This is a genomic window from Faecalispora sporosphaeroides DSM 1294 (assembly GCA_000383295.1).
Classification (GTDB): Bacteria; Bacillota; Clostridia; order Oscillospirales; family Acutalibacteraceae; genus Faecalispora; species Faecalispora sporosphaeroides.
Window position 1 is genome coordinate 229,293 of the sequence record KB911069.1, and the last position, 24,630, is coordinate 253,922.

26 protein-coding genes and 2 tRNA genes are annotated in these 24,630 nt (G+C 54.6%); 8 read left to right on the plus strand and 20 right to left on the minus strand.

Annotation, left to right across the window (positions count from 1 at the left end; translation table 11 throughout):
* Window positions 1-38: 38 nt before the first annotated feature.
* Entirely contained in the window at window positions 39-1,346 is a 1,308-nt protein-coding gene (gene dinB / locus G340_RS16665) for a DNA polymerase IV (protein ID WP_020073350.1), read from the plus strand.
* A gap of 43 nt (window positions 1,347-1,389) precedes the next feature.
* Here dinB and G340_RS0109145 read toward each other — a convergent pair whose 3' ends face one another.
* The 3 genes from G340_RS0109145 to G340_RS0109155 all read right to left on the minus strand — a co-directional run bounded on the left by G340_RS0109145 (window position 1,390) and on the right by G340_RS0109155 (window position 2,550).
* Window positions 1,390-2,019: a DUF998 domain-containing protein gene (locus tag G340_RS0109145; protein WP_020073351.1), complete on the minus strand. Its 630-nt coding sequence runs from the start codon at window positions 2,017-2,019 to the stop codon at window positions 1,390-1,392.
* Window positions 2,020-2,393: 374 nt separating this feature from the next.
* Window positions 2,394-2,469 (minus strand) — tRNA-Thr (locus tag G340_RS0109150).
* Between the two features lie 4 nt (window positions 2,470-2,473).
* A tRNA-Asp gene (locus G340_RS0109155) sits at window positions 2,474-2,550 on the minus strand.
* 250 nt (window positions 2,551-2,800) lie between these two features.
* Here G340_RS0109155 and G340_RS0109160 point away from each other — a divergent pair.
* Together G340_RS0109160 and G340_RS17905 are read left to right on the plus strand one after the other, a co-directional pair.
* Window positions 2,801-3,961: a 5-bromo-4-chloroindolyl phosphate hydrolysis family protein gene (locus tag G340_RS0109160; protein ID WP_020073352.1), complete on the plus strand. Its 1,161-nt coding sequence runs from the start codon at window positions 2,801-2,803 to the stop codon at window positions 3,959-3,961.
* Between the two features lie 20 nt (window positions 3,962-3,981).
* A complete protein-coding gene (locus G340_RS17905; protein WP_154653154.1) occupies window positions 3,982-4,137 on the plus strand; it encodes a hypothetical protein in 156 nt (51 codons plus the stop codon).
* 149 nt (window positions 4,138-4,286) lie between these two features.
* On the opposite strand, the gene G340_RS17910 is transcribed toward G340_RS17905, so the two are convergent.
* The 17 genes from G340_RS17910 to G340_RS0109240 all read right to left on the minus strand — a co-directional run bounded on the left by G340_RS17910 (window position 4,287) and on the right by G340_RS0109240 (window position 18,096).
* The gene (locus G340_RS17910) at window positions 4,287-4,718 is read right to left on the minus strand and encodes a hypothetical protein (protein WP_154653155.1); all 432 of its coding nucleotides are present in this window, start codon (window positions 4,716-4,718) and stop codon (window positions 4,287-4,289) included.
* A 131-nt stretch (window positions 4,719-4,849) separates the two neighbouring features.
* Complete coding sequence (locus G340_RS0109165; protein WP_020073353.1) at window positions 4,850-6,157, minus strand: [Fe-Fe] hydrogenase large subunit C-terminal domain-containing protein; 1,308 nt, start codon at window positions 6,155-6,157, stop codon at window positions 4,850-4,852.
* 160 nt (window positions 6,158-6,317) lie between these two features.
* Complete coding sequence (locus tag G340_RS0109170; RefSeq protein WP_020073354.1) at window positions 6,318-6,884, minus strand: HDIG domain-containing metalloprotein; 567 nt, start codon at window positions 6,882-6,884, stop codon at window positions 6,318-6,320.
* Window positions 6,885-7,034: 150 nt separating this feature from the next.
* Complete coding sequence (locus G340_RS0109175) at window positions 7,035-7,610, minus strand: arginase family protein (protein ID WP_326522365.1); 576 nt, start codon at window positions 7,608-7,610, stop codon at window positions 7,035-7,037.
* Between the two features lie 44 nt (window positions 7,611-7,654).
* Window positions 7,655-7,990 (minus strand): hypothetical protein, encoded by a 336-nt coding sequence (locus G340_RS0109180; protein WP_154653156.1) that lies wholly within the window; start codon window positions 7,988-7,990, stop codon window positions 7,655-7,657.
* Between the two features lie 36 nt (window positions 7,991-8,026).
* On the minus strand, window positions 8,027-8,902 hold the full coding sequence (locus tag G340_RS0109185; protein ID WP_020073357.1) for a tRNA 2-thiocytidine biosynthesis TtcA family protein: 876 nt from the start codon (window positions 8,900-8,902) through the stop codon (window positions 8,027-8,029).
* Between the two features lie 196 nt (window positions 8,903-9,098).
* Window positions 9,099-9,560, minus strand: coding sequence for a MarR family transcriptional regulator (locus tag G340_RS0109190; protein ID WP_020073358.1), 462 nt, complete (start codon window positions 9,558-9,560; stop codon window positions 9,099-9,101).
* Window positions 9,561-9,649: 89 nt separating this feature from the next.
* Window positions 9,650-10,078, minus strand: a complete 429-nt coding sequence (fabZ, locus tag G340_RS0109195; RefSeq protein WP_020073359.1) for a 3-hydroxyacyl-ACP dehydratase FabZ — start codon at window positions 10,076-10,078, stop codon at window positions 9,650-9,652.
* 1 nt (window position 10,079) lies between these two features.
* The gene (gene fabF, locus G340_RS0109200) at window positions 10,080-11,324 is read right to left on the minus strand and encodes a beta-ketoacyl-ACP synthase II (protein WP_020073360.1); all 1,245 of its coding nucleotides are present in this window, start codon (window positions 11,322-11,324) and stop codon (window positions 10,080-10,082) included.
* A 54-nt stretch (window positions 11,325-11,378) separates the two neighbouring features.
* A complete protein-coding gene (gene fabG / locus G340_RS0109205) occupies window positions 11,379-12,122 on the minus strand; it encodes a 3-oxoacyl-[acyl-carrier-protein] reductase (protein WP_020073361.1) in 744 nt (247 codons plus the stop codon).
* A complete protein-coding gene (gene fabD, locus G340_RS0109210; protein WP_020073362.1) occupies window positions 12,119-13,054 on the minus strand; it encodes an ACP S-malonyltransferase in 936 nt (311 codons plus the stop codon). Before fabD ends, fabG begins: the two co-directional genes overlap by 4 nt.
* Window positions 13,051-14,118 (minus strand): NAD(P)H-dependent flavin oxidoreductase, encoded by a 1,068-nt coding sequence (locus tag G340_RS0109215; protein WP_020073363.1) that lies wholly within the window; start codon window positions 14,116-14,118, stop codon window positions 13,051-13,053. The genes fabD and G340_RS0109215 overlap by 4 nt, the downstream gene beginning before the upstream one ends.
* A gap of 1 nt (window position 14,119) precedes the next feature.
* A complete protein-coding gene (locus tag G340_RS0109220; protein ID WP_020073364.1) occupies window positions 14,120-15,052 on the minus strand; it encodes a nitronate monooxygenase in 933 nt (310 codons plus the stop codon).
* A gap of 15 nt (window positions 15,053-15,067) precedes the next feature.
* The gene (locus G340_RS0109225) at window positions 15,068-16,009 is read right to left on the minus strand and encodes a beta-ketoacyl-ACP synthase III (protein ID WP_020073365.1); all 942 of its coding nucleotides are present in this window, start codon (window positions 16,007-16,009) and stop codon (window positions 15,068-15,070) included.
* Entirely contained in the window at window positions 16,006-16,944 is a 939-nt protein-coding gene (locus tag G340_RS0109230) for an acetyl-CoA carboxylase carboxyltransferase subunit alpha (protein ID WP_020073366.1), read from the minus strand. Before G340_RS0109230 ends, G340_RS0109225 begins: the two co-directional genes overlap by 4 nt.
* Window positions 16,941-17,792 carry an acetyl-CoA carboxylase, carboxyltransferase subunit beta gene (gene accD / locus G340_RS0109235; RefSeq protein ID WP_020073367.1) on the minus strand — a complete coding sequence of 284 codons (852 nt, stop codon included), beginning with the start codon at window positions 17,790-17,792 and terminating at the stop codon, window positions 16,941-16,943. The genes G340_RS0109230 and accD overlap by 4 nt, the downstream gene beginning before the upstream one ends.
* A 73-nt stretch (window positions 17,793-17,865) precedes the next feature.
* On the minus strand, window positions 17,866-18,096 hold the full coding sequence (locus G340_RS0109240; protein ID WP_020073368.1) for an acyl carrier protein: 231 nt from the start codon (window positions 18,094-18,096) through the stop codon (window positions 17,866-17,868).
* Window positions 18,097-18,549: 453 nt separating this feature from the next.
* Between G340_RS0109240 and hemC the strand changes: the two genes are divergently transcribed.
* The 5 genes from hemC (at window position 18,550) to bioB (ending at window position 24,611) form a co-directional block, all read left to right on the plus strand.
* The gene (hemC, locus tag G340_RS0109250; RefSeq protein WP_020073370.1) at window positions 18,550-19,428 is read left to right on the plus strand and encodes a hydroxymethylbilane synthase; all 879 of its coding nucleotides are present in this window, start codon (window positions 18,550-18,552) and stop codon (window positions 19,426-19,428) included.
* A 101-nt stretch (window positions 19,429-19,529) separates the two neighbouring features.
* A complete protein-coding gene (locus G340_RS0109255; RefSeq protein ID WP_020073371.1) occupies window positions 19,530-20,762 on the plus strand; it encodes an aspartate aminotransferase family protein in 1,233 nt (410 codons plus the stop codon).
* A 140-nt stretch (window positions 20,763-20,902) separates the two neighbouring features.
* Window positions 20,903-21,469 (plus strand): alkyl hydroperoxide reductase subunit C, encoded by a 567-nt coding sequence (gene ahpC, locus G340_RS0109260; protein ID WP_020073372.1) that lies wholly within the window; start codon window positions 20,903-20,905, stop codon window positions 21,467-21,469.
* A 158-nt stretch (window positions 21,470-21,627) separates the two neighbouring features.
* Window positions 21,628-23,304: an FAD-dependent oxidoreductase gene (locus G340_RS0109265; RefSeq protein ID WP_027103943.1), complete on the plus strand. Its 1,677-nt coding sequence runs from the start codon at window positions 21,628-21,630 to the stop codon at window positions 23,302-23,304.
* Between the two features lie 332 nt (window positions 23,305-23,636).
* Window positions 23,637-24,611, plus strand: a complete 975-nt coding sequence (gene bioB, locus G340_RS0109270; RefSeq protein WP_020073374.1) for a biotin synthase BioB — start codon at window positions 23,637-23,639, stop codon at window positions 24,609-24,611.
* The last annotated feature ends 19 nt before the right edge of the window (window positions 24,612-24,630 follow it).

The window sequence follows — 24,630 nt, forward strand, 5'->3', positions numbered from 1 at the left end:
TAATCAGAGGAATAGAACATGCGTTTGGTGGTGAGTATGTGGATCGAATCATATTACATTCAGACTGCAACAGCTTTTACGCAAGCGTTGAAAGCCTGTACCAGCCTGAAATGAAAAGCAGACCGGCAGCCGTGGGGGGCGATGTGGAACAGCGCCACGGCGTCATTCTTGCCAAAAATGAGCTGGCAAAGAAATACGGCGTTAAAACAGGAGAGGCCCTCTGGCAGGCCCGGCAGAAGTGCCCTGATCTGATGGTTGTTCCGCCGCGTTTTGAGCTTTACAGGCAATTCTCGCGGCTTTGCCATCAGATTTATCTGGAATATACGGACCGGGTGGAACCGTTCGGTCTGGATGAATGCTGGCTCGATGTCACCGCCAAGGGCGCAAACGGCGCGCAGCTTGCGCAGGAAATCCGCAGGCGGATCAGCCGTGAGCTGGGCATCACCGTGAGCATCGGCGTATCTTACAATAAAATATTTGCGAAACTGGGGTCGGATTACAAAAAACCGGACGCAGTCACCGAAATCCATCGCGGGAATTTCAAGGAGATAGTCTGGCCGCTGCCGGTTGGAGCTTTGCTGTATGTCGGCAGAGCCACGCAGCACAGGCTGGAATCTTACTGTAAGCATACCATAGGGGATTTGGCCGGCACTCCGGAACAGACGCTGAAGGGCTGGTTCGGCAAATGGGGCGGTGTGCTGTACGCCTATGCGAACGGCTTTGACAACACGCCTGTCGTCCGCTATGAAGACCGGGAAGAGGCGAAAAGCATCGGCAACAGCACCACCACGCCCCGGGATCTTTTGGATAATGAGGACGCTAAAATTATCCTGTACGTTCTGGCGGACAGCGTCGCCCGCCGCCTGCGTGAGCACGGCTGTAAGGGACGCACCATCAGCATCAGTGTCCGCGATAACCGGCTGGAGACCTTTGGCCGGCAGCATGCCTTGAACCACTACACCAACAGTGCCGCCGAGATTGCACAGGCGGGCATGGAGCTGTTTGTACAGCACTACCACTGGCAGCGCCCCGTTCGCAGCCTTGGCATCAGTATCTCCGATTTGGTCAGTGATTCGGCCCCGCTGCAGATGGATCTGTTCGGCACGGGGCAGGAGCAGCTGCGCAGAGAGCGGCTGGAAACCGCTGTGGACGGCCTGAAAAGGCGCTTTGGCACCAACGCCGTGCAGCCGGCAGTATTGCTTCAGGACCCGGAGCTCTCCGGATTTGACCCCGGGCGCGACCACGCGATACTGCATGGCCCGGTATTGGAAGGAACAGTCGGAAGGAAGCGTTTTTCATCCGTGGAGGAGGGCGCCGAAGAAGAATCATGCCCCGCAGCGGAGTAAATTCTTCTGCGGAGCATGATTCTTGATGCTGAGGTGTATTGCTTTAACGCACCGCTCTCCTTGTTTTCCTCGCGTACAACCAGGATAAAAAGAAAGTAAAGGCGTGAAAGGAATAAACGCTGAGTCTTTGTAAAAGGCCCAGGATATTCCATCCGTTTTGTATAGCCGCCAGATGCAGCAAATCGAAAAGCAAAATCAGGATGCCTGCAAGGAAGGCCGACCTTGACAGCATGCTTCTACGATCTTTCTGGAAGCCAAAAGAAAGCAAGAATAAAGCCAAAATTGGCAAGGTGATAATGCTGACTGCCAAAATAAGGTGAATCATGTTTTGCGGATTGATCGCGGATTCTACCGTCATTGGGAAAACGCCGAGCGTAAAAAAGGATAAACAGGCGATGCCAAAGAGCAGAATAGAACCCACACGTGTGCATGGGCAGTATTCTTTAAACGATTTCACGCAGAGTGTAATTGAAAATAACAGAAAACAGATTTGATATATCATGATAAAGGTTCTCATCACCCCGGAATAGGGCGTACCGTCCGCAGATAACACACTGATATAGGACGTTACCGGATGATACCCTTGTACAAGAAAGCAGCCAAGAACGTCACTCAGGAGAAAAGAGAGCACACCGACCATACCAAGTGACAAGAACCGTTTTTGCAGACCCATTGTTTTAGCTCCTGATTCTTATTTTCGGCGCAGTCCTTCGGTGCCTGCCCGCCGCGCAAATCATCTCTTCCTATTATGGCTGGATTTGCTTCATTTACACTTGTTGTTTCACTCATATCGTTCCTGAAAACAGCTCTGGATTTCTCTCAGAATTAAAATAAAGAGCGGAAACAGCTGTTACAGTCAGAAAATGGATTTTGTCGGGGAAAAAGGGAAAAGCTGAGAAACGGCATATTTGTTTTGGACAACGTAAAAGGGTCGACTTTTTTAAATGGGCTCTATAATAAATGTTGGGGTAGAGCGAATAGAGCCTGAAAATATTTCAAAAATAAAAACAAAAAACCCGCTTAGCGTTTCAACTAAGCGGGTTTTATTGGAGCTGCTAACGCGATTCGAACGCGTGACCTCGTCCTTACCAAGGACGTGCTCTGCCAACTGAGCCATAGCAGCAAACTGGCGACTCGGAACGGGTTCGAACCGTCGACCTCTAGCGTGACAGGCTAGCGTTCTAACCAACTGAACTACCGAGCCGTGTAATCACACGGAACAATTTGCCGGGACAACGATAGTTATTATATCTGGTTTTATTCAATCTGTCAATATCTTTTTTTAATTTATTTTTAGTTTTTTTGAAAAAGCCTGACGGAAGAAATATGGCGGATTTATAATGAAAATTAAGAAAATTGGTAAAAAGCGTCGGGGATGCTTGGTTGTCATTTGAATCGGATTCAGGTATAATAAAATGAATAGATTTTAAGAACTACATAGTGAGGAATCTAAGATGTTTGAGAGATTTTTTTCAATGCTGGGCAGAGAGATCAGCAATAGTGTGCGTGGTGTGGTTCATTCGGAGGAGTTTCGCGATTTAAAGCAAGAGGTAAAGGAGACCTTTCAGGATGCGGTAGGGGACGGGAACTCCCGCCGCCGGAGCAGAAAGAACCGGCACAGGCCCCCTCGGCCGCCGTTTTCTTCCGATCCCTCCGTTCCGGTGGAGGCCCGCCCTCTGCGGTATTCGGATTCCCGCTTTCCCTGGAAGCAGGTTTCCAGTATTTTGCTTTTGATATTTGGAGGGATTTTCGGCGTGGTTTCAGCCAGCCTGATGATTGCACTGGTCGTTGCGGCGGCAACACTGTCGGCGGCGGATGTGCTTTTGACGCTGGCTTCCATTACCGTGCCCTTCACCGGGCTTTCTGCGTGGATGATTACACTGGGCTGTCGGATACGCGGCAGGTTAAACCGCATTGTTCGTTATTTAAACGGTGTCGGCACTGCGAATTTCTGCTCTGTTGATCAGCTCGCCAAACTGGTGAGAAAGTCCCCGGCGTTTGTGGCAAAGGATTTGGAAAAAATGATCCGTTCCAACATGCTGCCCAATGGGTATCTGGATGATCAGAAAACCGTCCTGATGCTGGGGGAGGAAACATATCAACAGTATCTTCAGGCACAGCAGTCTATGGAAGAACGGGAACGCCGGAGCGCCCAAAAAAAGGAACCGGAAGAAAGCGCGGCGCCTTCCAAAGGACGCGATCTGCTGAATCAGATCAGTCAGGCCAAAAATTTCATTACGGACGAAGTTGTTCTTCTGAAAATATCCCGTTTGGAAAGCGTTACGGAAAAAATACTGAATTATGTGGAGGAACATCCTGAAAAGGGATCTCAGATCCGAAAATTTAATGAGTATTATCTGCCGACCACCTTAAAGCTGATTCATTCCTATTGCCATTTTGACAGTCAGCCAGTACAGGGGGAGAATATTACCTCTGCCAAAAAGCAGATTCGTGAAAGTCTGGATACAATCAACACCGCGTTTGAAAATCTTCTGGATAGTTTGTTTGGGGACGCCACAATGGACATCTCCTCCGATATTTCCGTTCTGGAGGTCATGCTGGCCCGCGAGGGACTCACCGGGGATGACTTTAAAAAATCTGACGATACAAAGTAACAAATTTTTACTTGTTTTCCATGTTAAAAATTGCATTTGAAAAGAGATTACAGAAGTGTTACACTTTAGCCACATTCAAAAACCGATTCAAAACTTTGAATGAACTCGGGGAAAAGGAGGATGTGGATGATGAATTGCCAGGAATTGATTCAGCTGCTGCTCCAGTATATGAATAAGTGCAGCAAGTAATGAAAAAGTGTATCATTCATTTTTAACAATGGGGATTAAAGGAGAATTGGATTATGAGTTGCAAAGAGTTATTTGAGCTGCTGCTCCAGTACATGGGGCAGTGCAATCAGTAAGGTCGGAACCAGTCAGATGAAATTCAACGACGGAACAGATAAGGAGAATGACAGATGAACTGCAAAGAGTTATTTGAGCTGCTGCTCCAGTACATGGGCCAGTGCAATAAATAGAATATAGCGTCGATTGCTATGATAAAGTGGGCGGGCAGTTTCTTTTGTCCGCCTGCTTTTTTGTTTGAAGGAATAAGCTTTTCAGAAGAATTTGGCTGAAAGCTTTCTGTTTGCTCATTGCTCAGGAGAGCGGAAAAGAACGGGAACAGCGAAAAGCGGTGCGGCGTTAGAATCGAAAGATCTTCAAAGCCTATATTTGATCTGAAGCAGTTTTGTTTTTGATTTGTTTCGATTCGGTTCATAATTTTCACATAACTTTCCACTATACTGAAAACAGTAACAAAACACTGCATTCGCTGCCTGCGGTTGGCCGGAATACCGGGCCGCAGGCTGGCAGACAAATGACAAGTGCCTTGGTATAAGGCTTAATAAATAGAATGAACTCTCCTTCAAAGCATGCTAACGTTCCGCCGGAGGGCGGAAAAAAACCTCCACAGTTCCGGCTCCGGATCTGTGGAGGTTTTTATTGTGGTTAAAACTGGCGGGTGAAAATATCGCTCTTCTCGAGCAAGTCCTCAACGGTATCGAACCCCAGGCGATGCAGAAGCTCTATCACATAGGGATTGTCGATGGGGGTGGGGTAGGTAGCGGTGTCGCCGTATTCAAATACGTTCTTACGGCCTTCCTCTTTCGGAATCAGCGCCTTCGGCCCGCCGACACAGCCGCCGACACAGCCCATGCCTTCAATAAAGTTAGCGGTCAGCTTGCCCTCCAGCGCGCTGCTGAGCATCTCTTTGCAGGCGCGCACGCCGTCTGCGTGTGCGGCGCGAACGGAAATTTGGCGGTCCGGGTTCAGGCGCGTTACCGTGCTCTGTACCGCTTCACTGACGCCGCCGGTGCCGGCATAGATACGGCCGGCGCGGGAAGAGTGGTCGCGTTCATCCTCCGGCATAGAGGCCAAATCGATTCCGGCAAAGTCGAAAACATCCTTGATTTCCTGGAATGTCAGAACAAAATCGGTGGAGTCCGAAACATCGGCCTCTTTTGCCTCTGCTTTTTTGGCCAGGCAGGGCCCGATAAAGATGGTGATCGCGCCGGGGTACAAGGTTTTAATGGAACGGCCGCAGGCCACCATGGGCGAAACAGCGCCGGGCACGTGGGGGATCAATTGCTTATACACCTTGCGAATCATCGAAATCCACATGGGACAGCAGCAGCTGGTCAGCTGATAATCTTCCTCTTTCACAATGTTTTTGTCGAATTCCAAAGCTTCCTTCAGCGTGAGGATATCCGCAAACAGCGCCACCTCTACCATGCCGTCGAACCCGATTTTCTTAAAGGCGCTGCGCAGCTTGCCGGGGGTAACGTCGCTGCTGAACTGGTTGATGAAAGCCGGCGCAACCATTGCGTATACCGGAGTTTTCGCGTTCTGAATAGCAGACAATGCGGGAAGAATATCTCGGCTTTCCGTCAGCTTTTTGGCCTGACAATTGTTGACGCACTCGGAACAGCCAACGCATAGCTCCTTGTTAATCGAGATATTTCCGTTTTCGTCGCGGTACAGTGCGTCAAACAGGCACTTTCCGGCGCAGGATGTATCTTCTTTATCGGTGCAGTCGCAGTCGCCGATTCGGATCACCGGCGCGTATTTCGACGGGTTCAGCAGGCAGTCCAGATGATGCGGATCAAATCCGTCCTGCTTGGCCTGCTCCAACTCCTCCTCCAGGTGATTCTGTACGGAAGCTTTGACCAGTCTGTTGTAAAGCTCTTCAAATGTAGTCATGATAATGCTCCTTCTGCCGGGGCGCATGATCTGTGCAAGAGAAACGCCCGTTTCCATGTTATTTTGGGGATTCCTGGAACTATTATACAATTATTGAAGAAATTATTCAATGGTTAGGCTGCTTGAAACCACCGCCAATGCTTGACTGATTCTGTAAATTTATAATAACCCTTCGCAGCGGATTGAGGCGAAATTCCGGGCGGCTGATGCGGGGAGATTAAATATCCATTGTATCCGTCAGGCTGCGCATTGCGAGAATGGTGCGCTCGATCAGCTCGTCCAAAGACCAGCCGAGCATTTCGGCGCCCCTTGAAATGACCTCGCGGGAGCATCCTGCCGCAAAGCCGGCGGATTTGAATTTTTTCTTAACCGATTTCAGCTCCAGATCCGAAACACTTTTGGATGGCCGCATAATCGCCACCGCGCCGATCAGGCCGGTGAGCTCATCCGTAGCATACAAAATCTTCTCCATGATGTGCTCCGGGGGAATATCCACACGGAGCAGGTGCCCATGGCTGGCCACCGCGCGAATCAGCCGTTCGTCCAGCCCGCGCTCGCGCATGATCTCCTGACATTTAACGCAGTGCTGCTCCGGGTATTGCTCAAAATCCAAATCGTGAAGCAGGCCTGCCACTTTCCAGAACTCCACGTTTTCCGGGTCGTATTCCTGCGCAAAATAGCCCATCACACCGGAGACGATTTTCGCGTGGCGCAGATGAAATTCGTCCTGATTATATTCTTCCAGCAGAGCCTGCGCCTGCTCAAGGGTGGGAATGGTTCCCATATCGGTCACTCCTTTTGCTTGTGTTTGTCGTTAGTATAGCGCAGAAATTCGGGAATGTCCACTGCCGCATTCATAACATATATGTATGGGTTGATAAAAAGACAAAAAAGAATGATACAGCAGCGCTATACCATTCTTGAAAGTGTACATTCAGTAGCATTCTGTGATAACGAAGGAATCAAACGGAATGCTGCGTCCTTCCGCGTCGTACACAGTGATTGTCCCGTTGTGTGAATGATCATGGGATGAGAAGGTGACTGCAAAGGGCTTGCCGGGGACTACCTCCCGACTCTCTTTTGGGAGGTTTTCTTTTTCCAATACTCTTTCGACCCTCACCGCGTTTACTTTGTTCATAGATAAAACAGCAAAACCGTTTCCGTAGCCATAGCCTTGTATTCCTTCTACGATATCGGTATCCGCAAGGCTGCCTTCTGCTTTTAAGAAATAGCCGACAGACGGTCGTCTGTTGTGCGTTTCATACAGGGCATAGCTGCCTTGGCTTTGGGATTCGTCATAAAAGAGAACCGCAGAAAATTTATCTGAATGAGCGGAGACTGCTTTCCAGCCGGCGTCAATCTTCTGCGATTTTCGGGCATCCGATTCCAGACTGCCTTTCATTACGCCCAAGGAAATAAAATGAGAGCCTGCGAGAAAAAGAGAAAGACAGATACAGAAAGCCGCGATACCGATTCCATAACACCTTTTCATCCGTAGAACCTCCCGCATTTATCAATAGAACACAACGGCTGGAGAAGAATTTTAGAGCCGAATCAAACAGGGTGCTTTAAAAAATATACCACAATACTGCCCAGTGCCATAATAACGGTGAACGCGACCCCAACCTTCTCGTTAAAGATATGCAGCATATTGTAAATTTCTTCGGTTTGCAGCAGGTGAAAAATGTCTTCGGCGCTTTTCCCCCCCTGACGCATTTTGCGCTGCAAAAAAAAATAAGAGAACAAATAAAAAACAGACAGCGCAATGTACAGAGCGATCACCCCAACGGAGGTGTCTCGTCCCATGGAAAACTCGGCAAACGCGAAAGCAAACACCAGCATGGTGGCGATCATAACGAGCTGCAGGACATAGTATTTTATGTATTTCAAAAAAATCCTTCTTTCTTCCAATGACCGGCGGATTCTCTATTCCTCCGCCGCGTCATCTTCGATTGGCATGTCGCCGGCCGATTGACCGTACTGCTCCAGAAAGCTGTGTGCTTGGCCGCCCTGGCGGTAGCCGAGAACGGTATCGAGATTTACGTTGTGCATGCTGCGAAAAATATTGATGTCCACCTGCGGGTTGTCCCTGCGCAGGCGGGCGATCAGCTCTTTTACCATCGCGCGCTTTGAGCCGTTGTTTTCCTTTTCCGTGCAGACGGGAGCGTTTTCAGACAAAGGACACCCGCAGCGCACGAATTCCAGCGCGTTGTAACGCTTCCAGGCCAGCACGTCGCGCTCGCGCACCAAATACAGCGGACGGATGATTTCCATGCCGGGGAAGTTGGTGCTTTTGAGCTTTGGCATCATGGTACGGATTTCCGCGCCGTAAAGCATGCTCATCATCGTGGTTTCGATCACGTCGTCAAAATGGTGCGCCAGCGCAATTTTGTTGCAGCCGAGCTCTTTCGCCTTGGCATACAGATGGCCGCGCCGCATTCTGGCGCACAAATAGCAGGGATTCCCGCCGGAATGACTGACGATCTCGAAAATCCGCGACGAAAACACCGTCAGGGGGATTCCCAGCTTTCCGGCATTTTGTGCGATCAGCTCCCGGTTATACTCGTTGTAGCCGGGGTCCATCGACAAAAACTCCAGCTCAAACGGAATCTCCGTATGGCGCTGAAGCATTTGCAGACACTTGGCCAAAAGCATGGAGTCCTTGCCGCCGGAAATGCACACGGCGATCCGGTCGCCCGGCAGAATTAACTGATAATCCTTGATTCCGCCGATCATGCGGTTCCAGATTTCTTTTTTATACTTTTTGAGAATACTTTGTTCGATCTTCTGTGTTTCTTCCATCCCATCGCGCCTTCATTTTAGAATAACAGTCGGTTTTTCCCGCGCCCTCGGCAGAGGGGAAGCCGACGATTTTACATGAATTTCATTTCAGATTATAGCACGCCTGTCCCGCTGTGGTCAAACAAAAGAAAGCGAAAAGCGGCCGGCACCACTTTTCGCTTTGACAAGGACAGCAGCAGACGAAATGCGCCCGTTCTCAGGGCCGCTCCCGATCTCTGTGCGGGAGGGGAACCTCCGGCATCAGCTCGTCGTACATCACGGTCAGAATATGATCCAGCAGAGTCACCTCCTGCGGGGTAAAACGATGCTTAATCCGGTCGATCACGGTCAGAATATAACCGTGGTTCAGATTGTAATACTCAAAATATTTCGGAGTGACCTCTAAAAAATACTCCCGCTTATCCGTTTTGGAACGAATCTTTTTGAGATACCCCTTCTGAATCAGGTTCGTCACTTTATAAGCCGCGTTGGGGGGGGATATTTGGGCAAAGGAGGCAAATTCATTGATCGTTGGGTGCTCCAACGCATGAATAATTTCGATGCAGTAAGTTTCCACCGTAGTCAGGCTCGCTTCGCGGCCTTCAAACCGGGAAAATACCTTCCGATAAAAATAAAGCTTAAATTTTGAATAGACGTCTGACAAGGATTGTTCAAGCATTCGTGATCTCCTTTGCAGGTATACGGGCGCCCTCTGGCACAGGGCGGCCCGCGTTTCATTTTCGTGGCTTTGTTCGCTCACCGCGGGATTCAGTCGCCGATGGCAAAGGTCAGCTCGGCGGAGGCGGCTACCTTGCCGTTTACGGTGGCGGTGGCGGTTCCAAAGCCGACCGGCCCGCGCTGGCGGGTGAGCTCACAGGTGAGCTCCAGCACGTCGCCGGGCACCACCTGCTGCCGGAAGCGGGCGTTTTTAATGCCGCCCAAAAAACCAATTTTCCCCCGGTTTTCTTCCACGGACAAAATTGCAACAGCGCCTACCTGCGCCAGCGCCTCAATGATCAGCACGCCGGGCATCACGTGCTTCTGCGGAAAATGTCCGCAGAAAAACGGTTCGTTTGCGGTGACGCACTTGATTCCCTTGGCCCACGTGCCGGGCTCTCCGTCCACAATTTTATCCACCAGCAGAAAGGGGTAGCGGTGGGGCAGAATCTCCTGAATCTGATTGGAATTGAGCTGCATATCATTCTCCCTCCCAGCGTTTGAGGATCAGGCTGGCGTTATGCCCGCCGAATCCCAGAGAATTCGAGAGCGCAAAGCGCAAATCGGCCTTGCGGCCGGTGTTCGGCACAACGTCCAGATCGCATTCTTCATCCGGTACCCGGTAGTTGACGGTGGGGGGCACAAAGCCATCCTTCAGCGCAAGTGTGCTCAAAAGCGCTTCTACCGCGCCGCTGGCCCCCAGCAGATGGCCTGTCATCGATTTGGTGGAGCTGATCATCAGGTGTTTGGCGTATTCGCCGAACACCGCTTTCACAGCGGCGGTTTCCCCTTTATCGTTCAGCGGGGTAGAGGTTCCGTGCGCGTTGATATAGTCTACCTGTTCGGGGGTGATCCCGGCATCCTCAATCGCCTGACGCATACATTCCTGCGCGGCGCCTCCGTCCGGGTCGGGAGCCGTAATGTGGTACGCGTCGCAGGTGGCGCCGTAACCGATTACCTCCCCGTAGATGTTCGCGCCGCGCGCCTGCGCGTGCTCCAGGCTTTCCAGCACCAGCATCGCGGCGCCCTCGCCCATCACAAAGCCGTCGCGCTCCTTGTCAAAGGGGATGGAGGCCCGGTTCGGGTCGTTCGATTCCGACAGCGCCTTCATCGAGGTAAAGCCGCCGATCCCCAGCGGGGTGATGGAGGCCTCCGCGCCGCCGCAGATGGCGACCTCCGCGTGACCGCCGCGAATCAGGCGCATGGCGTCTCCCACGGCGTTGGTGCCGCCGGCGCAGGCGGTAACCGGGCAGGTGACCATACCGCGAAAGCCGCAGCGGATCGCGATGTGCGCCGCGCCCATGTTGGCAATGGACATCGGGATAAAATACGGGGAAACGCGGTCAAAGCCCTTCTGCTCGCCGCGGGCGTGCTCGTCCGCAATCGTGCCCAGCCCGCCGATGCCGCTGGAAACAATCACGGCGCAGCGGTACGCATTCTCCCGCTCCGTTACGATGCCGCTGTCGCGGAACGCCTGATCGGCGGCGGCGATAGCGAGCTGTGTAAAGCGGTCGAGCTTTCTGGCTTCGCGCTTGTCCATATAGTTTTCCGGCTGAAAGTTTTTGACCTCACCGGCAATTTTTACCTTTTGATTCGCAGTATCATACAGCGTGATTTCCCCGATTCCGCAGACGCCGTCCTTTGCGGAGCGCCAGGTTTCGTCTGCGGTCAGGCCGATGGGGGTAACCGCCCCCAGTCCGGTGATGACAACACGTCGTTCCGTCATAGTAACCTCCTGAAAATGTCCGCTCATAGGCGGTGATTGTGTTTGAAAGGGTGGTTAAACGGCCATTCCGCCATCTACGCAAAGCACCTGGCCGGTGATGTACCCGGCTTCTTCGCCGGCAAAAAAGGCAACGGCCGCGGCGATTTCCTCGGGCTTCCCGGCGCGTGCCATGGGAATGCCCTGCAAAAGCTGTTCCTTTACCGCGTCCGGCAGTACGCCGGTCATGTCGGTTTCGATCATGCCGGGAGCGACGGCGTTTACCGTCACGCTGCGCCCGGCCAGCTCTTTGGCCAGCGACTTGGTGATGCCGATCAGCCCGGCCTTGCTGGCGGAATAGTTGACCTGCCCGGCGTTTCCGCGCACGCCGGCCACGCTGCTCATGTTGATGATCCGTCCCCAGCGCTGCTTCATCATAATGCGCGAGGCGAGCTTCATGCACAGAAACGCGCCCTTGAGATTGGTGTTGATCACTTCGTCAAAATTGTCCTCGCTCATGCGCAGAATCAGCCCGTCGCGGGTGATGCCGGCATTGTTGACGAGAATATCCACGGTTTGAAAGGCCTCCTGCGCCTTCGCGAAGAGCTCTTCGCAGCCTGCGGCGGAGGATACGTCCGCCTGCACCAGAACGACCTGTGCGCCAAGCGCGTGGCATTCGGCGGCGGTTTCTTCCGCGGCCTGAAGATTGCCCGCATAGTTGATCACAAGGTTTTTTCCTTCTGCGGCGAATCGCTTGCAAATGGCGCGGCCAATGCCGCGGCTGCCACCGGTAACGATGGCGGTTCTGACAGTCTGGTTCATTGTGCGGCTCCTTTCAGCGCTTCGATTGCAGCGCGCAGGCTTTGGGCGTCTTCTACGGAGTACGTTTTGATGCTTTTGGTGGTTTTGCGCACAAACCCGGCAAGAACCTTGCCCGGGCCAATTTCCACTGCGGTATCGATTCCGGCCTGCTCCAAATAGCGGATGGAATCCTCAAAATACACGCTGCTCTGCACCTGGCGCTCCAGCAGAGCGGGGATGCTTTCTCCCGGCTGCAAGGGCTTTGCGGTGGTGTTGAAGATCACGGGGAATTTCATATCTCCAAAAGAAATGGTTTTAAAATAATTGGCCAGCGCATCCCCGGCGGGGTGCATCAGCGAGCTGTGGAACGGGCCGGGAAGGTGAAGCGGAATGCAGCGCCGGGCCCCGGCTGCGAGCGCCAGCTCGCCCGCCTTTTCCACGGCGGCCTTTTCACCGGCAATGACCAGCTGGCCGGGGCAGTTGTAGTTTGCGATTTCCACCACACCCAGCGCGGAGGCCTCCTCGCAGACCTTTTGCAGGTCGCCGCGGTTCAGATTCAGAATCGCGGCCATGGCACAGGGCAGATCGCCCACGGCGGTTTCCATCGCCTTACCGCGGAATGCCGTGAGGGCGATCGCGGTGTCGGGGTCAAACACCCCGGCGGCCGTCAGAGCGGAGTATTCCCCAAGGCTCAGCCCGGCAGCCATTTCAGGCACAATGCCCTCCCGCTCCAAAAGAGCGGTGATGCCGGAGCAAAAGGCCACCATGCACGGCTGGGTGTTGCGCGTCTGGCTCAGCTCCTCCTCGGGCCCGTTCTGAATCAGGGCCTTCAGATCAAATCCGGCGGCGCCGGTATCGTAGAAGCGCCGGAACTCCGGGTACTGCTCGTACAGGTCCATGCCCATTCCAACGTGCTGGTTTCCTTGTCCCGCATATAAAAAAGCCAATTTCATTGAGAATCCCTCCATCCCTGTTTCAGTTCCTCCAGCAGCTTCTGCACCGGCAGGATGCGATCCAGTCGCCAGGCATTGCTTCCGCAGAAGAATAACCCTTCCTCCCAGTTGCCGCGCACGGCCTCCGACAGCGCTTTGGTAATGCAGTACGGCGTCGTCGCGGGGCTGCACGGGTGCAGGCAGTCGCAGCACTTCTGCACGGGAATGCGCAGCTCCCTGCGCAGGCGCTGAATCAGCGGCGAATTCAGCGCGCGGCCAGGCATTCCCACCGGGCTTTTGATGAGGCAGATGTCCTCTTTTTTGGCGGCGACCAGAAGCTCTTTGTAGCGCTCTGAAGCGTCGCATTCCTCCGTGGCGATAAAGCGGGTGCCGATTTGCACGCCCGCTGCGCCCAGCTTTAAAAACCGGGCAATATCCTCCGCGGTATAAACGCCCCCGGCCACGAACACCGGAATGCGCCTTTGGTATTTCTCTTCATACGGTTTGATTGCCGCCAGTACCTCCGGCAGAATCTGCTCGGGGGTCTGGGCGGTGCCGTTCTCCAGCTCTTCCGCATGAAAGCCGAGGTGCCCTCCGGCCATTGGCCCTTCGATCACGATGAAATCGGGGCAGACCCGATGCCGTTTGTCCCACAGGCGGCAGATGGTGTGCGCCGCTCTTCCGCTCGAAACGATGGGGGCGATCGCTGTTTGGCTTCCCTTTACATAGGCGGGAAGATCGGAGGGGAGACCGGCTCCGGAAATCACCGCGTCCGCGCCCGCCTCCACGGTGGCCTGAATGGTCTCTTCATAATGGGTGGTGGCGACCATCGCGTTGATGGCGACCCACCCGTTGCCCTGCGCGATCCGCTTCGCTTTCTGAATCTGTTCTTTTAAAGCGGCGATATTGCACCGCATGGCGTTTTTCCAGAAATCCGGCGCCGCAAAGCCGGGGTTGGCCGCGCTGATCACGCCCATCGCGCCGTGCTTTGCCACATGGCCCGCCAGATTCCCGAGGGAAACGCCGATTCCCATGCCGCCCTGAATGATCGGTAGCAGCAAAGGCCGTTCCTTGACCAGAACCATATCAGCGCTCCTGTTCCAGCTTTGTCAGAGTATCGAGATATCCCTGGTAAAGCTCCTCGAAAATTTGGCGCAGGGGCTTGATTTCACGCAGCTGCCCCGCTACCTGGCCCGCCATCAGTGAGCCGTTGTCCACGTCGCCGTCAAACACGGCGCGGCGCAGGGAACCGAGCGTGTAGTGCTCCAGCTCCATTTTATCGGCTCCTGCGGCTTCCTTTTTCAGGTATTCGCGAACCATTTTGTTTTTGAGCAGGCGAACCGGTACGCCCGCCGAGCGGCCGGTAACGGTTGTGCTGTTGTCCTTGGCCTTGAGGATCGCCGCCTTGTAATTGGCGTGAATGGGGCATTCATCGCTGACGAGCAGGCAGGTGCCAAGCTGTGCGCCGATGGCTCCGAGCGCGAACGCGGCCAAAAGCTGCCGTCCGCTGGCAATGCCGCCCGCGGCGATCACGGGCAGGTTTACCGCGTCCGCCACCTGCGGCACCAGCGCCATGGTAGTCAGCTCGCCGACATGCCCGCCGCTTTCGGTTCCCTCCGCAATCACGGCATCGGCGCCGTATTCCGCTACCCGCTTGGCCAGAGCCACGCCGGGCACGACCGGGATGACCTTTGCGCCCGCGTTTTTCCACATGGAGATATAGGCGCTGGGGTTGCCCGCGCCGGTTGTCACGACGGGGATTTTCTCCTCCGCCGCCAGCTCCGCCATCTCTTTTGCCTGCGGGTGCATCAGCATGATGTTCACGCCGAAGGGCTTATCGGTTTTCTCCTTGCAGACCCGGATGTTTTCGCGAAAGGAATCCAGATTCATTCCGCCGGCCCCGATCAGGCCAAGACCGCCCGCGTTTGAAACCGCTGCGGCAAATTCGCCGGTGGCGATGTTGGCCATACCGCCCTGTATAAACGGAAATTCAATTCCGAGCCAGTTGTTCAGTCTCATATTGATTCCTCCTTCTTACCATTCCAAAATCGCGCTGCCCCAGGTGAGCCCTGCTCCAAACCCGACACAAAGCGTGCGTGTTCCGGGCGCGAGCATGCCCTGCTCCGCCATTTCGTCCAGAGCGATCGGGATGCTTGCGGCGGAAGTGTTGCCGTAATTGTGTACGTTGATGTAGAACTTTTCTTCGGGAAGATGTGTTTTGCGGATTGCACTGGAAATGATGCGCTGATTTGCCTGATGGCATACAAAATAGTCGATTTGATCTGCGGAAAGCTGTGCCTTCTGCAGTGATTCCTCGATGCTGCGGGGCACTGTTTCCACCGCAAAGCGGAACACCTCGCTGCCGTTCATGAAAATGCGGTGGCGCTCGGCGCCCGATTCGTTGGTGCAGCCCAGCAGCGTATCGTCGCCGCGGCAGCCCAGCACGCTGGTAAAGGCGTAGTCGTCCGAAAGCTCGATGACCGCCGCGCCCGCGCCGTCACCAAACAGAACGCAGGTGCTTCGGTCGCCAAAATCCAGCACCTTAGAGATAACCTCGCTGCCGATCAGCAGCGCGCGGGAATATCCGCTTTGCAGCAAAAGCCCCCGAACAACACTAAGACCGTACAGAAAGCCTGTGCAGCCCACACTGATATCGAAGGAGGGGCAGTCCTCCGGCAGGGAAAGACGGTGCTGCACCTGTGTGGCAACGGCGGGGGACATGTGGTCGGGCGTAAAGGTGGCTACCACGCAGGCGCCGATTTCCTCCGGCTTCGCCCCCGCGCGCTCCATCGCCTTCCGCGCGGCGGCGGTCGCCAGATCCGCGTTGCTCTCGCCCTGCACGAAATGTCTTTGACGGATTCCGGTGCGGGTGGAGATCCATTCGTCGTTGGTATCTGTCAGCTTGCTGATGTCGTCGTTTGTGACGATTTTCTCCGGAATGCAGCGTCCGGTTCCCAAAATGTGAATTCCGCTCATATGGCCTCCTTAGACGTGCCTATTTTTCTGAATTTATCGTATCGCTGAGTGGCCAGCCGCTCCCCGCTGAGCGGCAGCAGCTCCTTGAGGTTGCGCAGCAGGGCTTCGTCCAGCGCGGTGTAAACCGCGTTGGGGGTTCGGTGTGCGCCGCCGCGCGGCTCCGGCACAATTTCATCCGCTATGCCGAAACGGAGCAGATCCTGAGCGGTCAGTTTCATCATGGCGCTGGCTTCGGCGCTGCGGGAGGAATCCTTCCACAAAATGGAGGCGAAGCCCTCCGGCGACAAAACGGAATACACGGAGTTTTCCAGCATCAGCAGGCGGTTTGCAACGCCAAGCGCCAGAGCGCCGCCGCTGCCGCCTTCTCCGGTAACCACGGCGATCACAGGAACCGAAAGCTGGCTCATCTCGGCCAGATTGCGCGCAATCGCTTCGCTTTGGCCGTTCGTTTCCGCTTCCAAACCCGGGAACGCGCCGGGCGTATCGATAAAGGTAATAATGGGCCGCCCGAATTTTTCCGCCTGCTTCATCAGGCGCAGGGCCTTGCGGTATCCCTCGGGGCCGGGCATCCCGAAATTATAGTACAGGTTTTCCTCCAGATTTTTTCCCTTGCAGTGGCCGATTACCGTTACGGGAATCCCGTGGTAAAATGCCACGCCGCCCAGAATGCTCTTGTCGTCTTTATTCAGGCGGTCACCCCGCAGCTCAAAAAAATCCTGAAACAACGCCGCGGTGTAGTCGCGCACACCGGGGCGCTTCGGCCGGCGGGCCAGATAGACCTTGTCGGCCGGGGTAAGCTCGGGGTAGGCCTCAAGCAGCTTTCTGCGTTCTCCCTCCAGCTGCCAGATGCGCAGCTGGGGAACCTTGGACTTTTCCCGCAGGGCGGCAAGCTCCTGATCCAGCTGATCGAGCTGGAGCTCCGTCTCTTTGATCATGCGGGCATCCCTCCTTTTTGATGAATGAGCAGCAGAAAGCCCAAAGTGGACTTCATTTCGCCGCGCGGCACAATGCGGTCCACAAAGCCGTGCTCCTCCTGAAATTCCGCGCGCTGAAAGCCCTCGGGCAGCTTCTGGCGAATGGTCTGCTCAATGACGCGGGGGCCGGCAAAGCCGATCAGCGCGCCGGGCTCCGCGAGCGTGATGTCGCCAAGGCCCGCAAAGCTGGCGCTGACTCCCCCGGTGGTCGGGTGCGTCAGGTAAGAGAGATACAGGCCGCCCTCCTTTGCAAAACGGGCCAGCGCGGCGCTGGTTTTTGCCATCTGCATCAAAGAGAGGATTCCCTCCTGCATTCTCGCGCCGCCGCTGGCGCTGAAAATGATCAGGGGAAGCTGTTGTTCCAAAGCGTATTCCACGGCGCTGGTGACGATTTCGCCTACCTGAACGCCCATGCTGCCCATGAAAAAGCGACTGTCCAGCACCACCACAACGGCGGGCTGGCCGTAAATCTTTAAAGAGGCGAACAAAGCGGCCTCAGGCATCCCTGTTTTCTGCCGGTTTTCCTCCAGCTTTTCGGGGTACCCGGGAAAATCCAGCGGGTTTTCCGGGCAGGCGGGCAGATTGAGAAGCTGCAGGCTTCCCGCATCCGCCAGCATATTCAGGCGCTCCCGCGCGGAAATCGGGAAATGATGCCCGCACTGGGGGCAGACCATCTGCCGGTCCGACAAGTGCGCCCGCAGAATTTCTTTTTTGCAGCCCGGGCAGGTGGTGTAGCCCGGAATTTCTTTTTCGCTCGATTCCTTGCGGGCCTTTTGGGTAGGCAGGCGAAGCATCGAGAATAAAGTCATTTTGGGATGTGGGGAATGTTGATTCATGGCCTGTTCCTTTCTTTCGGTAAAAACAAAATCAACCCTGTGTATTTTATTTTGTGCTGTTTTTCATAAATGTAACAATATCGCTTACGGTATGAAAGGCAATCAAATCCTCGTCGGGTATTGTAACGGCAAAGACGTCCTCCAATTCTATTCCCAGCTCCGCAAGGTCGAACGAATCCAGACCAAGGTCGTCTCTCAAACTGGCCTGCATGGTCACAACACTTTCGCTGAGGTTGGTTCTGCTCATGATGCAATCTCTGATTTTTTCAAAAATCACGATGGTAACCTCTTCTCCGAAAATTCCGAAATAGTTAAAAATATTTAATTAAAAAAATTTAATGTTATGGTATTCCAATTGCCGTAAAAAGTCAAGAAAAATTTCTGTAAAAGAACGCGATAAGCCCGAGGGAGCTTTGCTCTGCTTGACTTTTCGCATGGTATCCGGTAAAATCAGGAACAAGATGATCCATACCATATATTGGAGTTCGGTGCTTCTTTAACGGCCGGCAGAAGCAATTGAAAAGAGGATGGATTTCAAAGGGCGAAATGGGCGGCATATCTTTTATCACAAGCTCGCGGGCCGGAGCCCCGGCGGGTGTTTTTCCCCTTTTTGTTCTTACATAAAACAGAAACCCCACATCATTTTAAAAGATGGATTCTTCCTGCCGCGGGGCAATACACATGCCGTGCGGACAGACAGGAATAAAACTGCAATGATCGGAGGTTGCAGATGGAAAGATTACGGATTGGCTGCCGTGATAACGCGCTTGCGGTGATCCACGCAAAACGGATCATGCAAAAAATAAAAAGAGCGGATTCTTCCTGCCAGCTGGATATGGTAACTGTTGCGGCGGCAGAGGAGCAGGTGCTGGAGCTGACGGAGGAAACGGCGCACAACGGGACATTCGCTGGGGAACTGGATCGGGCGCTGCTGGACGGAAGCATCGATCTGGCCGTGTGCGACCTGGGGAAGCTGCCACCGCAGCTGCCGCCGGGGATTTCAATCGCGGCGTATTCCGCGCGGTCGGACGCAAAGGACACTCTGGTTCTGCCGCGCGGGGCGGAGCACCCGGATATGGAAAGGCCGATCGGCGCTTCGGGCGCGCATCGCCGCATGCAGGAGGGGGTGCTGTATCCCCGTTTTGACATCGCCCCGATCCGCGGGGATATTCAGAGCAGGCTCAAACGGTTGGACTGCGGGGATTATTCTGCTCTGATTCTGTCCTGTGATGCGCTGGCCCGTTTGGGAATCCGCGGCCGCAGCAGCCGTGTTTTTTCGGAGCAGGAGATCGTTCCGCTGGCGGGGCAGGGGATTCTGGCCGTTATGACCAGAGAAAACGAGGTTCACGATTGCCTTTCGGGCGTGGATGATTTTTTCAGCCGGTGCTGTGCGAAGGCGGAGCGTACGTTTATTGAATCGTTTGAGGATATCTGCAATAATCCGGTCGCCGCGTTCGCGCAAATACAGGACAATGAAATGCAGCTGACCGTCTTTTACAGCGACGGTGAGCGAAGCTGCAAGCGGCAGCTGACCGGCCCGCTCTCTGAGGCGCGAAAGCTCGGGGAACGCCTGGCGAGGGAAGTGAAGCAATGGTATGAACATGGGTGACAAGCAGGCGCAAATGACTGCAGTTTACCTGAGAAAGGTGCTTGCACCGGCTGTGAAATCTGAATATTCATCGGGGATCAACCGAAGGGAGAAATCAATTTATGACACGTTCTGAGCAGTTGTTTGAGGAAGCGGCCCAGTATATTCCAGGCGGGGTGAACAACCCGCTGCGTTCCTTTGCGGGAATGGGGCAGCCCCTCCGCTTTATCCGCCGTGCGGATGAATCCCGTGTTTACGATGTGGACGGTCACGTTTATATTGATTTTGTGTGCTCCGGGGGCGCCGCGCTGCTGGGTCACAACCCGCCCCTGGTGAAAAAAGCTGTGCTCGAGGCCGTTCAGAACGGCCTGAATTACGAGGCCTGTGCAGAAGCCGAGCTGAAGCTGGCGAAGCTGATCGTTCAGCTGGTTCCGTCCGTCCAGATGGTGCGCATGGTCAGCTCCGTTACCGAAGCGGTTTTGAGCGCGGTTTGTGCGGCGCGCAGCGCGACGGGCAGAAAGCGCCTGATCCGGTTTGCCGGGTGCCGCCACGGCGGCTTTGACACGGCGGAGGGGGATCCCTCCGGCGTTTCTTTGCTCTGCGGCGGCGGTCAGGATGTGCTTGAGGCGCAATACAATGACCTGAGCAGTGTCGAACGCCTGTTGGAAGAAAACAAGGGGCAGGTTGCAGCGGTAATCATAGAGCCGCTGGCGGCCCACATGGGAGTCATCGAACCGGAACCGGAGTTTTTACAGGGCCTGCGAAGGCTTTGCGGCCAGAGCGGTACCATTCTGATTTTTGATGAGACGGTTACGGGATTTCGGCTGGCTCTTGGCGGCGCACAGGAATACTATGGAGTAAAGCCGGATATGACTATCTTCGGAGAGATCCTCGGGGCGGGGCTGCCGGCGGGCGCCCTTGGCGGGAGCAGGGCGATCATGGAGCAGCTGGCCCCCGTGGGGCCTGTGTACCAGGCGGACGCCTGCAACGGAAATCCGGTGGCGATGGCGGCGGGCTTTGCGCAGCTGAGTTCGGTGCTCAACCAGCCGCTGTTATATGAAAAACTGGCGAGAGAGGGAGAAGCGCTGCGGGCGGGCCTGCGCGAGCTGTTCCCCGAATGCACGGTCGGTGGAGTCGGCTCCATCAGCAGCCTGCTCTTCACGCCCGGCCCGGTGAAACATGACAGGGATGCCAAACGCGGAGATCAAGGGCAGTTTGCCCGCTATTTTTCGCACATGCTGCAAAACGGTATTTTTATGATGCCGTCTCAGTTCGAGCCTGTTTTTCTCTCCGGTGCTCACACAGAGCGCGATGTGGAAATGTTTTTGGAGGCCTCTGCCGAATTTTTGGCGTGATTGAAAAAATATTTTTAAAAATAATAATTATTCTTAAAAATCTATTGAAATTCAGACAAACTTCCTGTATACTAGGTGTTAGTAAAGAATAACTGCGAAAGCAGTTTCAAAATTCATGAAGGTACAGGAGGTAAATTGATATGACAAACTTAATTGGACGTGAACTCCCGGATTTCAAACTGCAGGCGTATCATCAGGGTGAATTCAAGGAGGTCTCCCGCGAGGATTTGAATGGCCAGTGGAGCATCCTGTTTTTCTACCCGGCGGATTTTTCCTTCGTTTGCCCGACAGAGCTCGGCGATCTGGCGGATCATTACAGCGATTTTAAGAAGATCGGCGTAGAGGTGTATTCCGTATCGACCGATAGCCAGTATGTCCATAAGGCCTGGGCGGATGCCTCCGAAACCATCAAGAAAATTCAGTATCCCATGCTGGCCGACCGGGCCGGGGCGCTCTCGAAAGAGCTGGGGATTTATGTGGAATCCGGCGGTCTGGCGCTGCGCGGCACCTTTATCGCAAATCCTCAGGGCAAGATTGTCGCCTACGAGGTGAATGATCTGGGAATCGGCCGAAATGCAGAGGAGGTTCTGCGCAAGGTGCAGGCCGCTCAGTTTGTCGATAAACACGGCGACCAGGTTTGCCCCGCCAAGTGGAAGCCCGGCGAGGAGACTCTTTCTCCCAGCCTGAATCTGGTTGGTAAGCTGTAAGAAAAGAAAATCCGATTGCCTTCTAAAAGCGAACGGAAGAAAAACGGCGATTTTCTTCCCTCCCCAAACAGGGAAGAGAGTAAAATCTTTTGTACAATGTGAATCAACAGGCCGCTGCCGGAATGGCGGCGGCCATTTTTAAAGAGGAGTCTGACAATATGAATCCGATTTATGATCTGATTATTATCGGGGCCGGCAGTGCGGGGCTGGCTGCCGGTGTTTATGCGGGGCGTGCAAAGCTCAAAACGCTGATTCTCGAGAAAAGCAATCCGGGCGGCCAGGTGGGGAATACCGCAGAGGTTGTGAACTACCCTGGCATCCGCAGAACAGGCGGCCCGGAGCTTGTCGAAGAAATGAAGAATCACGTCCGGGATTTTGGCGTAAAGATTGAAACGGCAGAGATTGAGCGGGTGGAATTATCCGGGGAGATCAAGAAGCTCTATTCCTCCTCCGGAACGTACCAAAGCCGCGCGGTGATCATCGCGACCGGGGCGTCGCCCCGCCGCGGCGGCTTTGAAGGGGAGGACCTTTACAGCGGGCACGGCGTCGCCTACTGCGCCACCTGCGACGGCGAATTTTTCAGCGGGCTCGATATTTTCGTGGTCGGGGGCGGTTATGCCGCGGCGGAGGAGGCGATTTACCTGACCCGTTTTGCCAAATCGGTCACGATCGTCATCCGCGGCAAAGATTTCAGCTGTGCGAGAACAGTGGCGGAAAAAGCGATCGCGCATCCGAAGATCACTGTAAAGTATAACACCCTGCTTGAAAAGGTAGAGGGCGACAGCCTGCCGCGCCGGGCGTATTTCAAGGATAAGCTGACCGGGGAAACCAGCGTGTATGACGCCGGGGAAAAGGGAACATTCGGCGTGTTCGTCTTTGTGGGGTACGACCCTGCGACCGAGCTGTTCCGCGGTGAGGTGGAAATGGACGAGGACGGGTATATTCTCACCGACGACGCCATGCGCACCAATGTGCCGGGCGTTTTTGCCGCCGGCGACCTGCGCCCGAAGCTGCTCCGCCAGATCGTTACCGCGGTGGCCGACGGCGCGGTGGCGGCCACTTCGGCCGAAAAGTATATCACCGGGGAAAAGGAACGCCTGGGTCTTCCGATGTTTGAGGAGGACGCGGCAACGGCGGAGCCGGAGCCGGAACAAAAGCCGGAAAAAGCGGAGAACTCTGCCTCCGCTTCCGATGGAGCGTATTTGGACGGCGAGCTGAAGGAGCAGCTGGCACAGGTATTCCAGCGCCTGAAAAGAGAAATGACGATCGTCACGGTAGTCGATCCGTCGAATCAGAAGTCTCTGGAGCTGGAGGGCTTCCTCCGCGAAATAGAGCCGCTGAGCGATCTGATTCACCTGCGCGTGCTGCAAAAGGGAGAGGACCCCGGGCTGGAGCAGTCGCTTGGAATCGAACGCTACCCCGTCGCCGCTTTTCTGGATGAGAACGGCCGTTTCAGCGGGGTGAAGTTCAGCGGGATTCCCGGCGGACACGAAATCAATTCGTTCGTCCTGGGGATTCTCCATTTGGCTGCGGAGGATAAGCTGACTGCGGAGCAGATTGAGAAAATCCGGCAGCTTCCCCCGAACACGACGCTGAAGGTGGGCGTGACGCTTGCTTGCCCGTATTGCCCCGATGTTGTCGCGGCGGCCCATTCCATTGCGATTGCGAGCGGCGGAAACGTGACGGCAGAAATGATGGATGTGGCGTTGTTCCCGGATATTCGGGAGAAATATCACATCATGAGCGTTCCTGCTCTGATCGTCAACGGCAACGAGCAGGCCACCTTTGGGGCGCAGTCATTCGATCAGGTTCTTCAAAAAGTTTTGGAGGGATGATTTCCACCCATCCTGTTTTTCAGAGCTCCCGGCCAATCAGGCTGGGAGCTCTGTTTTTTTGAACCTCTTTCGTCTCAGCCGCTTTTATGTCCGCTTTTAGAGATAATTGTAAACTAAATATATTTTTATAGGTTGACAATGCGCAGCGAGCCTGCTACAATAAGGCAGACATGTTTTTCAGCGGGCCTGCCGAATCGTCCAACAACTGAATCAACGCAGCATCAAACCCAACTGACCGGTTTCTCTTTGCCGGAGACAGGCGAGTATGTTGCTTTTATGTTGTATGGCCGTCAAGAACAGTGAATGGCAATTGATTAGGAGGATGTCACGAAATGAGTATCGTGCAGATTTGGAAGGAAAAAATCCTGTCCGGCGGGAAGATTGACCGCCCCGGGGCAGAAGAATTGCTGAAGGCACCGCTGGAGGAATTGTGTGAAGCCGCGAATGAAATCCGCGAAAAGCTGAACGGCAACACACTGGATACCTGTTCGATTTTAAACGGAAAAAGCGGTTTGTGTACCGAAAACTGTAAGTATTGCGCACAGGCGCGCGGGCATAAAACGGGGGTTGAGGAATATCCGCTCCTCACGGCAGACCGCATTGTGGAGGAGGGCCTGCAAACCGCCGAGGCAGGAGTGGATCGTTTTTCAGTCGTTACCGCCGGGGTGCGGGTATCCGACGCGGAGGTGGACGTTTTGTGCCGCGCCTACGCCAAAATCCATGAGCAGTCCGATATTCAGCTGTGCGCTTCTCACGGTCTGATCAATTACGGGCAGTTTCTGCGCCTGAAAGAGGCCGGCATTACCCGCATTCACAATAACCTTGAAACCTCCCGCAGGTTTTTCCCGCAGGTTTGTACCACCCATACGTACGACGATAAAATCGCAACCATCCGGGCGGCGCAAAAAGCGGGGCTCGAGATTTGCAGCGGCGGCATTATCGGGATGGGCGAAGAAATGAGCGATCGTCTGGATATGGCTTTCGAGCTGCGCGATCTGGGCGTGGAATCGATCCCCGTCAACGTGCTGATGGCGATTCCGGGTACGCCCATGCAGGATCAGCCCCTGCTGCCCGAGCCCGAAATTCTGCGCACGATTGCGCTGTTTCGGTTTATCAACCCCACGGCCAACATCCGTTTGGCCGGCGGACGCAATTCCATGACGGACTGCGGCCGGCTGGCGCTGCACGCCGGTGCGAACGCTTCGATTACGGGGAACATGCTCACCACCTCCGGCAATACGGTGGAAGAGGATTTTGAAATGTTCACCAAGGCTGGCTTCCGGCTGCGCCGTCGGGTTCGGGCTTAAGCCGTATCTTTCTGCAAAC

Coding starts and splice junctions, on each gene's coding strand:
- hemC (WP_020073370.1), top strand. CDS start 18,550: ATGGAAAGATTACGGATTGGCTGCCGTGATAACGCGCTTGCGGTGATC.
- fabD (WP_020073362.1), bottom strand. CDS start 13,054: ATGAAATTGGCTTTTTTATATGCGGGACAAGGAAACCAGCACGTTGGA.
- G340_RS0109165 (WP_020073353.1), bottom strand. CDS start 6,157: ATGGAAACGGGCGTTTCTCTTGCACAGATCATGCGCCCCGGCAGAAGG.
- accD (WP_020073367.1), bottom strand. CDS start 17,792: ATGACTTTATTCTCGATGCTTCGCCTGCCTACCCAAAAGGCCCGCAAG.
- G340_RS0109185 (WP_020073357.1), bottom strand. CDS start 8,902: ATGGAAGAAACACAGAAGATCGAACAAAGTATTCTCAAAAAGTATAAA.
- G340_RS0109230 (WP_020073366.1), bottom strand. CDS start 16,944: ATGATCAAAGAGACGGAGCTCCAGCTCGATCAGCTGGATCAGGAGCTT.
- G340_RS0109225 (WP_020073365.1), bottom strand. CDS start 16,009: ATGAGCGGAATTCACATTTTGGGAACCGGACGCTGCATTCCGGAGAAA.
- fabG (WP_020073361.1), bottom strand. CDS start 12,122: ATGAACCAGACTGTCAGAACCGCCATCGTTACCGGTGGCAGCCGCGGC.
- G340_RS0109255 (WP_020073371.1), top strand. CDS start 19,530: ATGACACGTTCTGAGCAGTTGTTTGAGGAAGCGGCCCAGTATATTCCA.
- fabF (WP_020073360.1), bottom strand. CDS start 11,324: ATGACGGAACGACGTGTTGTCATCACCGGACTGGGGGCGGTTACCCCC.
- G340_RS0109265 (WP_027103943.1), top strand. CDS start 21,628: ATGAATCCGATTTATGATCTGATTATTATCGGGGCCGGCAGTGCGGGG.
- fabZ (WP_020073359.1), bottom strand. CDS start 10,078: ATGCAGCTCAATTCCAATCAGATTCAGGAGATTCTGCCCCACCGCTAC.
- bioB (WP_020073374.1), top strand. CDS start 23,637: ATGAGTATCGTGCAGATTTGGAAGGAAAAAATCCTGTCCGGCGGGAAG.
- G340_RS0109215 (WP_020073363.1), bottom strand. CDS start 14,118: ATGGTTCTGGTCAAGGAACGGCCTTTGCTGCTACCGATCATTCAGGGC.
- ahpC (WP_020073372.1), top strand. CDS start 20,903: ATGACAAACTTAATTGGACGTGAACTCCCGGATTTCAAACTGCAGGCG.
- G340_RS0109220 (WP_020073364.1), bottom strand. CDS start 15,052: ATGAGACTGAACAACTGGCTCGGAATTGAATTTCCGTTTATACAGGGC.
- G340_RS0109170 (WP_020073354.1), bottom strand. CDS start 6,884: ATGGGAACCATTCCCACCCTTGAGCAGGCGCAGGCTCTGCTGGAAGAA.
- G340_RS0109160 (WP_020073352.1), top strand. CDS start 2,801: ATGTTTGAGAGATTTTTTTCAATGCTGGGCAGAGAGATCAGCAATAGT.
- G340_RS17905 (WP_154653154.1), top strand. CDS start 3,982: ATGTTAAAAATTGCATTTGAAAAGAGATTACAGAAGTGTTACACTTTA.
- G340_RS0109145 (WP_020073351.1), bottom strand. CDS start 2,019: ATGGGTCTGCAAAAACGGTTCTTGTCACTTGGTATGGTCGGTGTGCTC.
- G340_RS0109175 (WP_326522365.1), bottom strand. CDS start 7,610: ATGCGGGAGGTTCTACGGATGAAAAGGTGTTATGGAATCGGTATCGCG.
- G340_RS0109190 (WP_020073358.1), bottom strand. CDS start 9,560: ATGCTTGAACAATCCTTGTCAGACGTCTATTCAAAATTTAAGCTTTAT.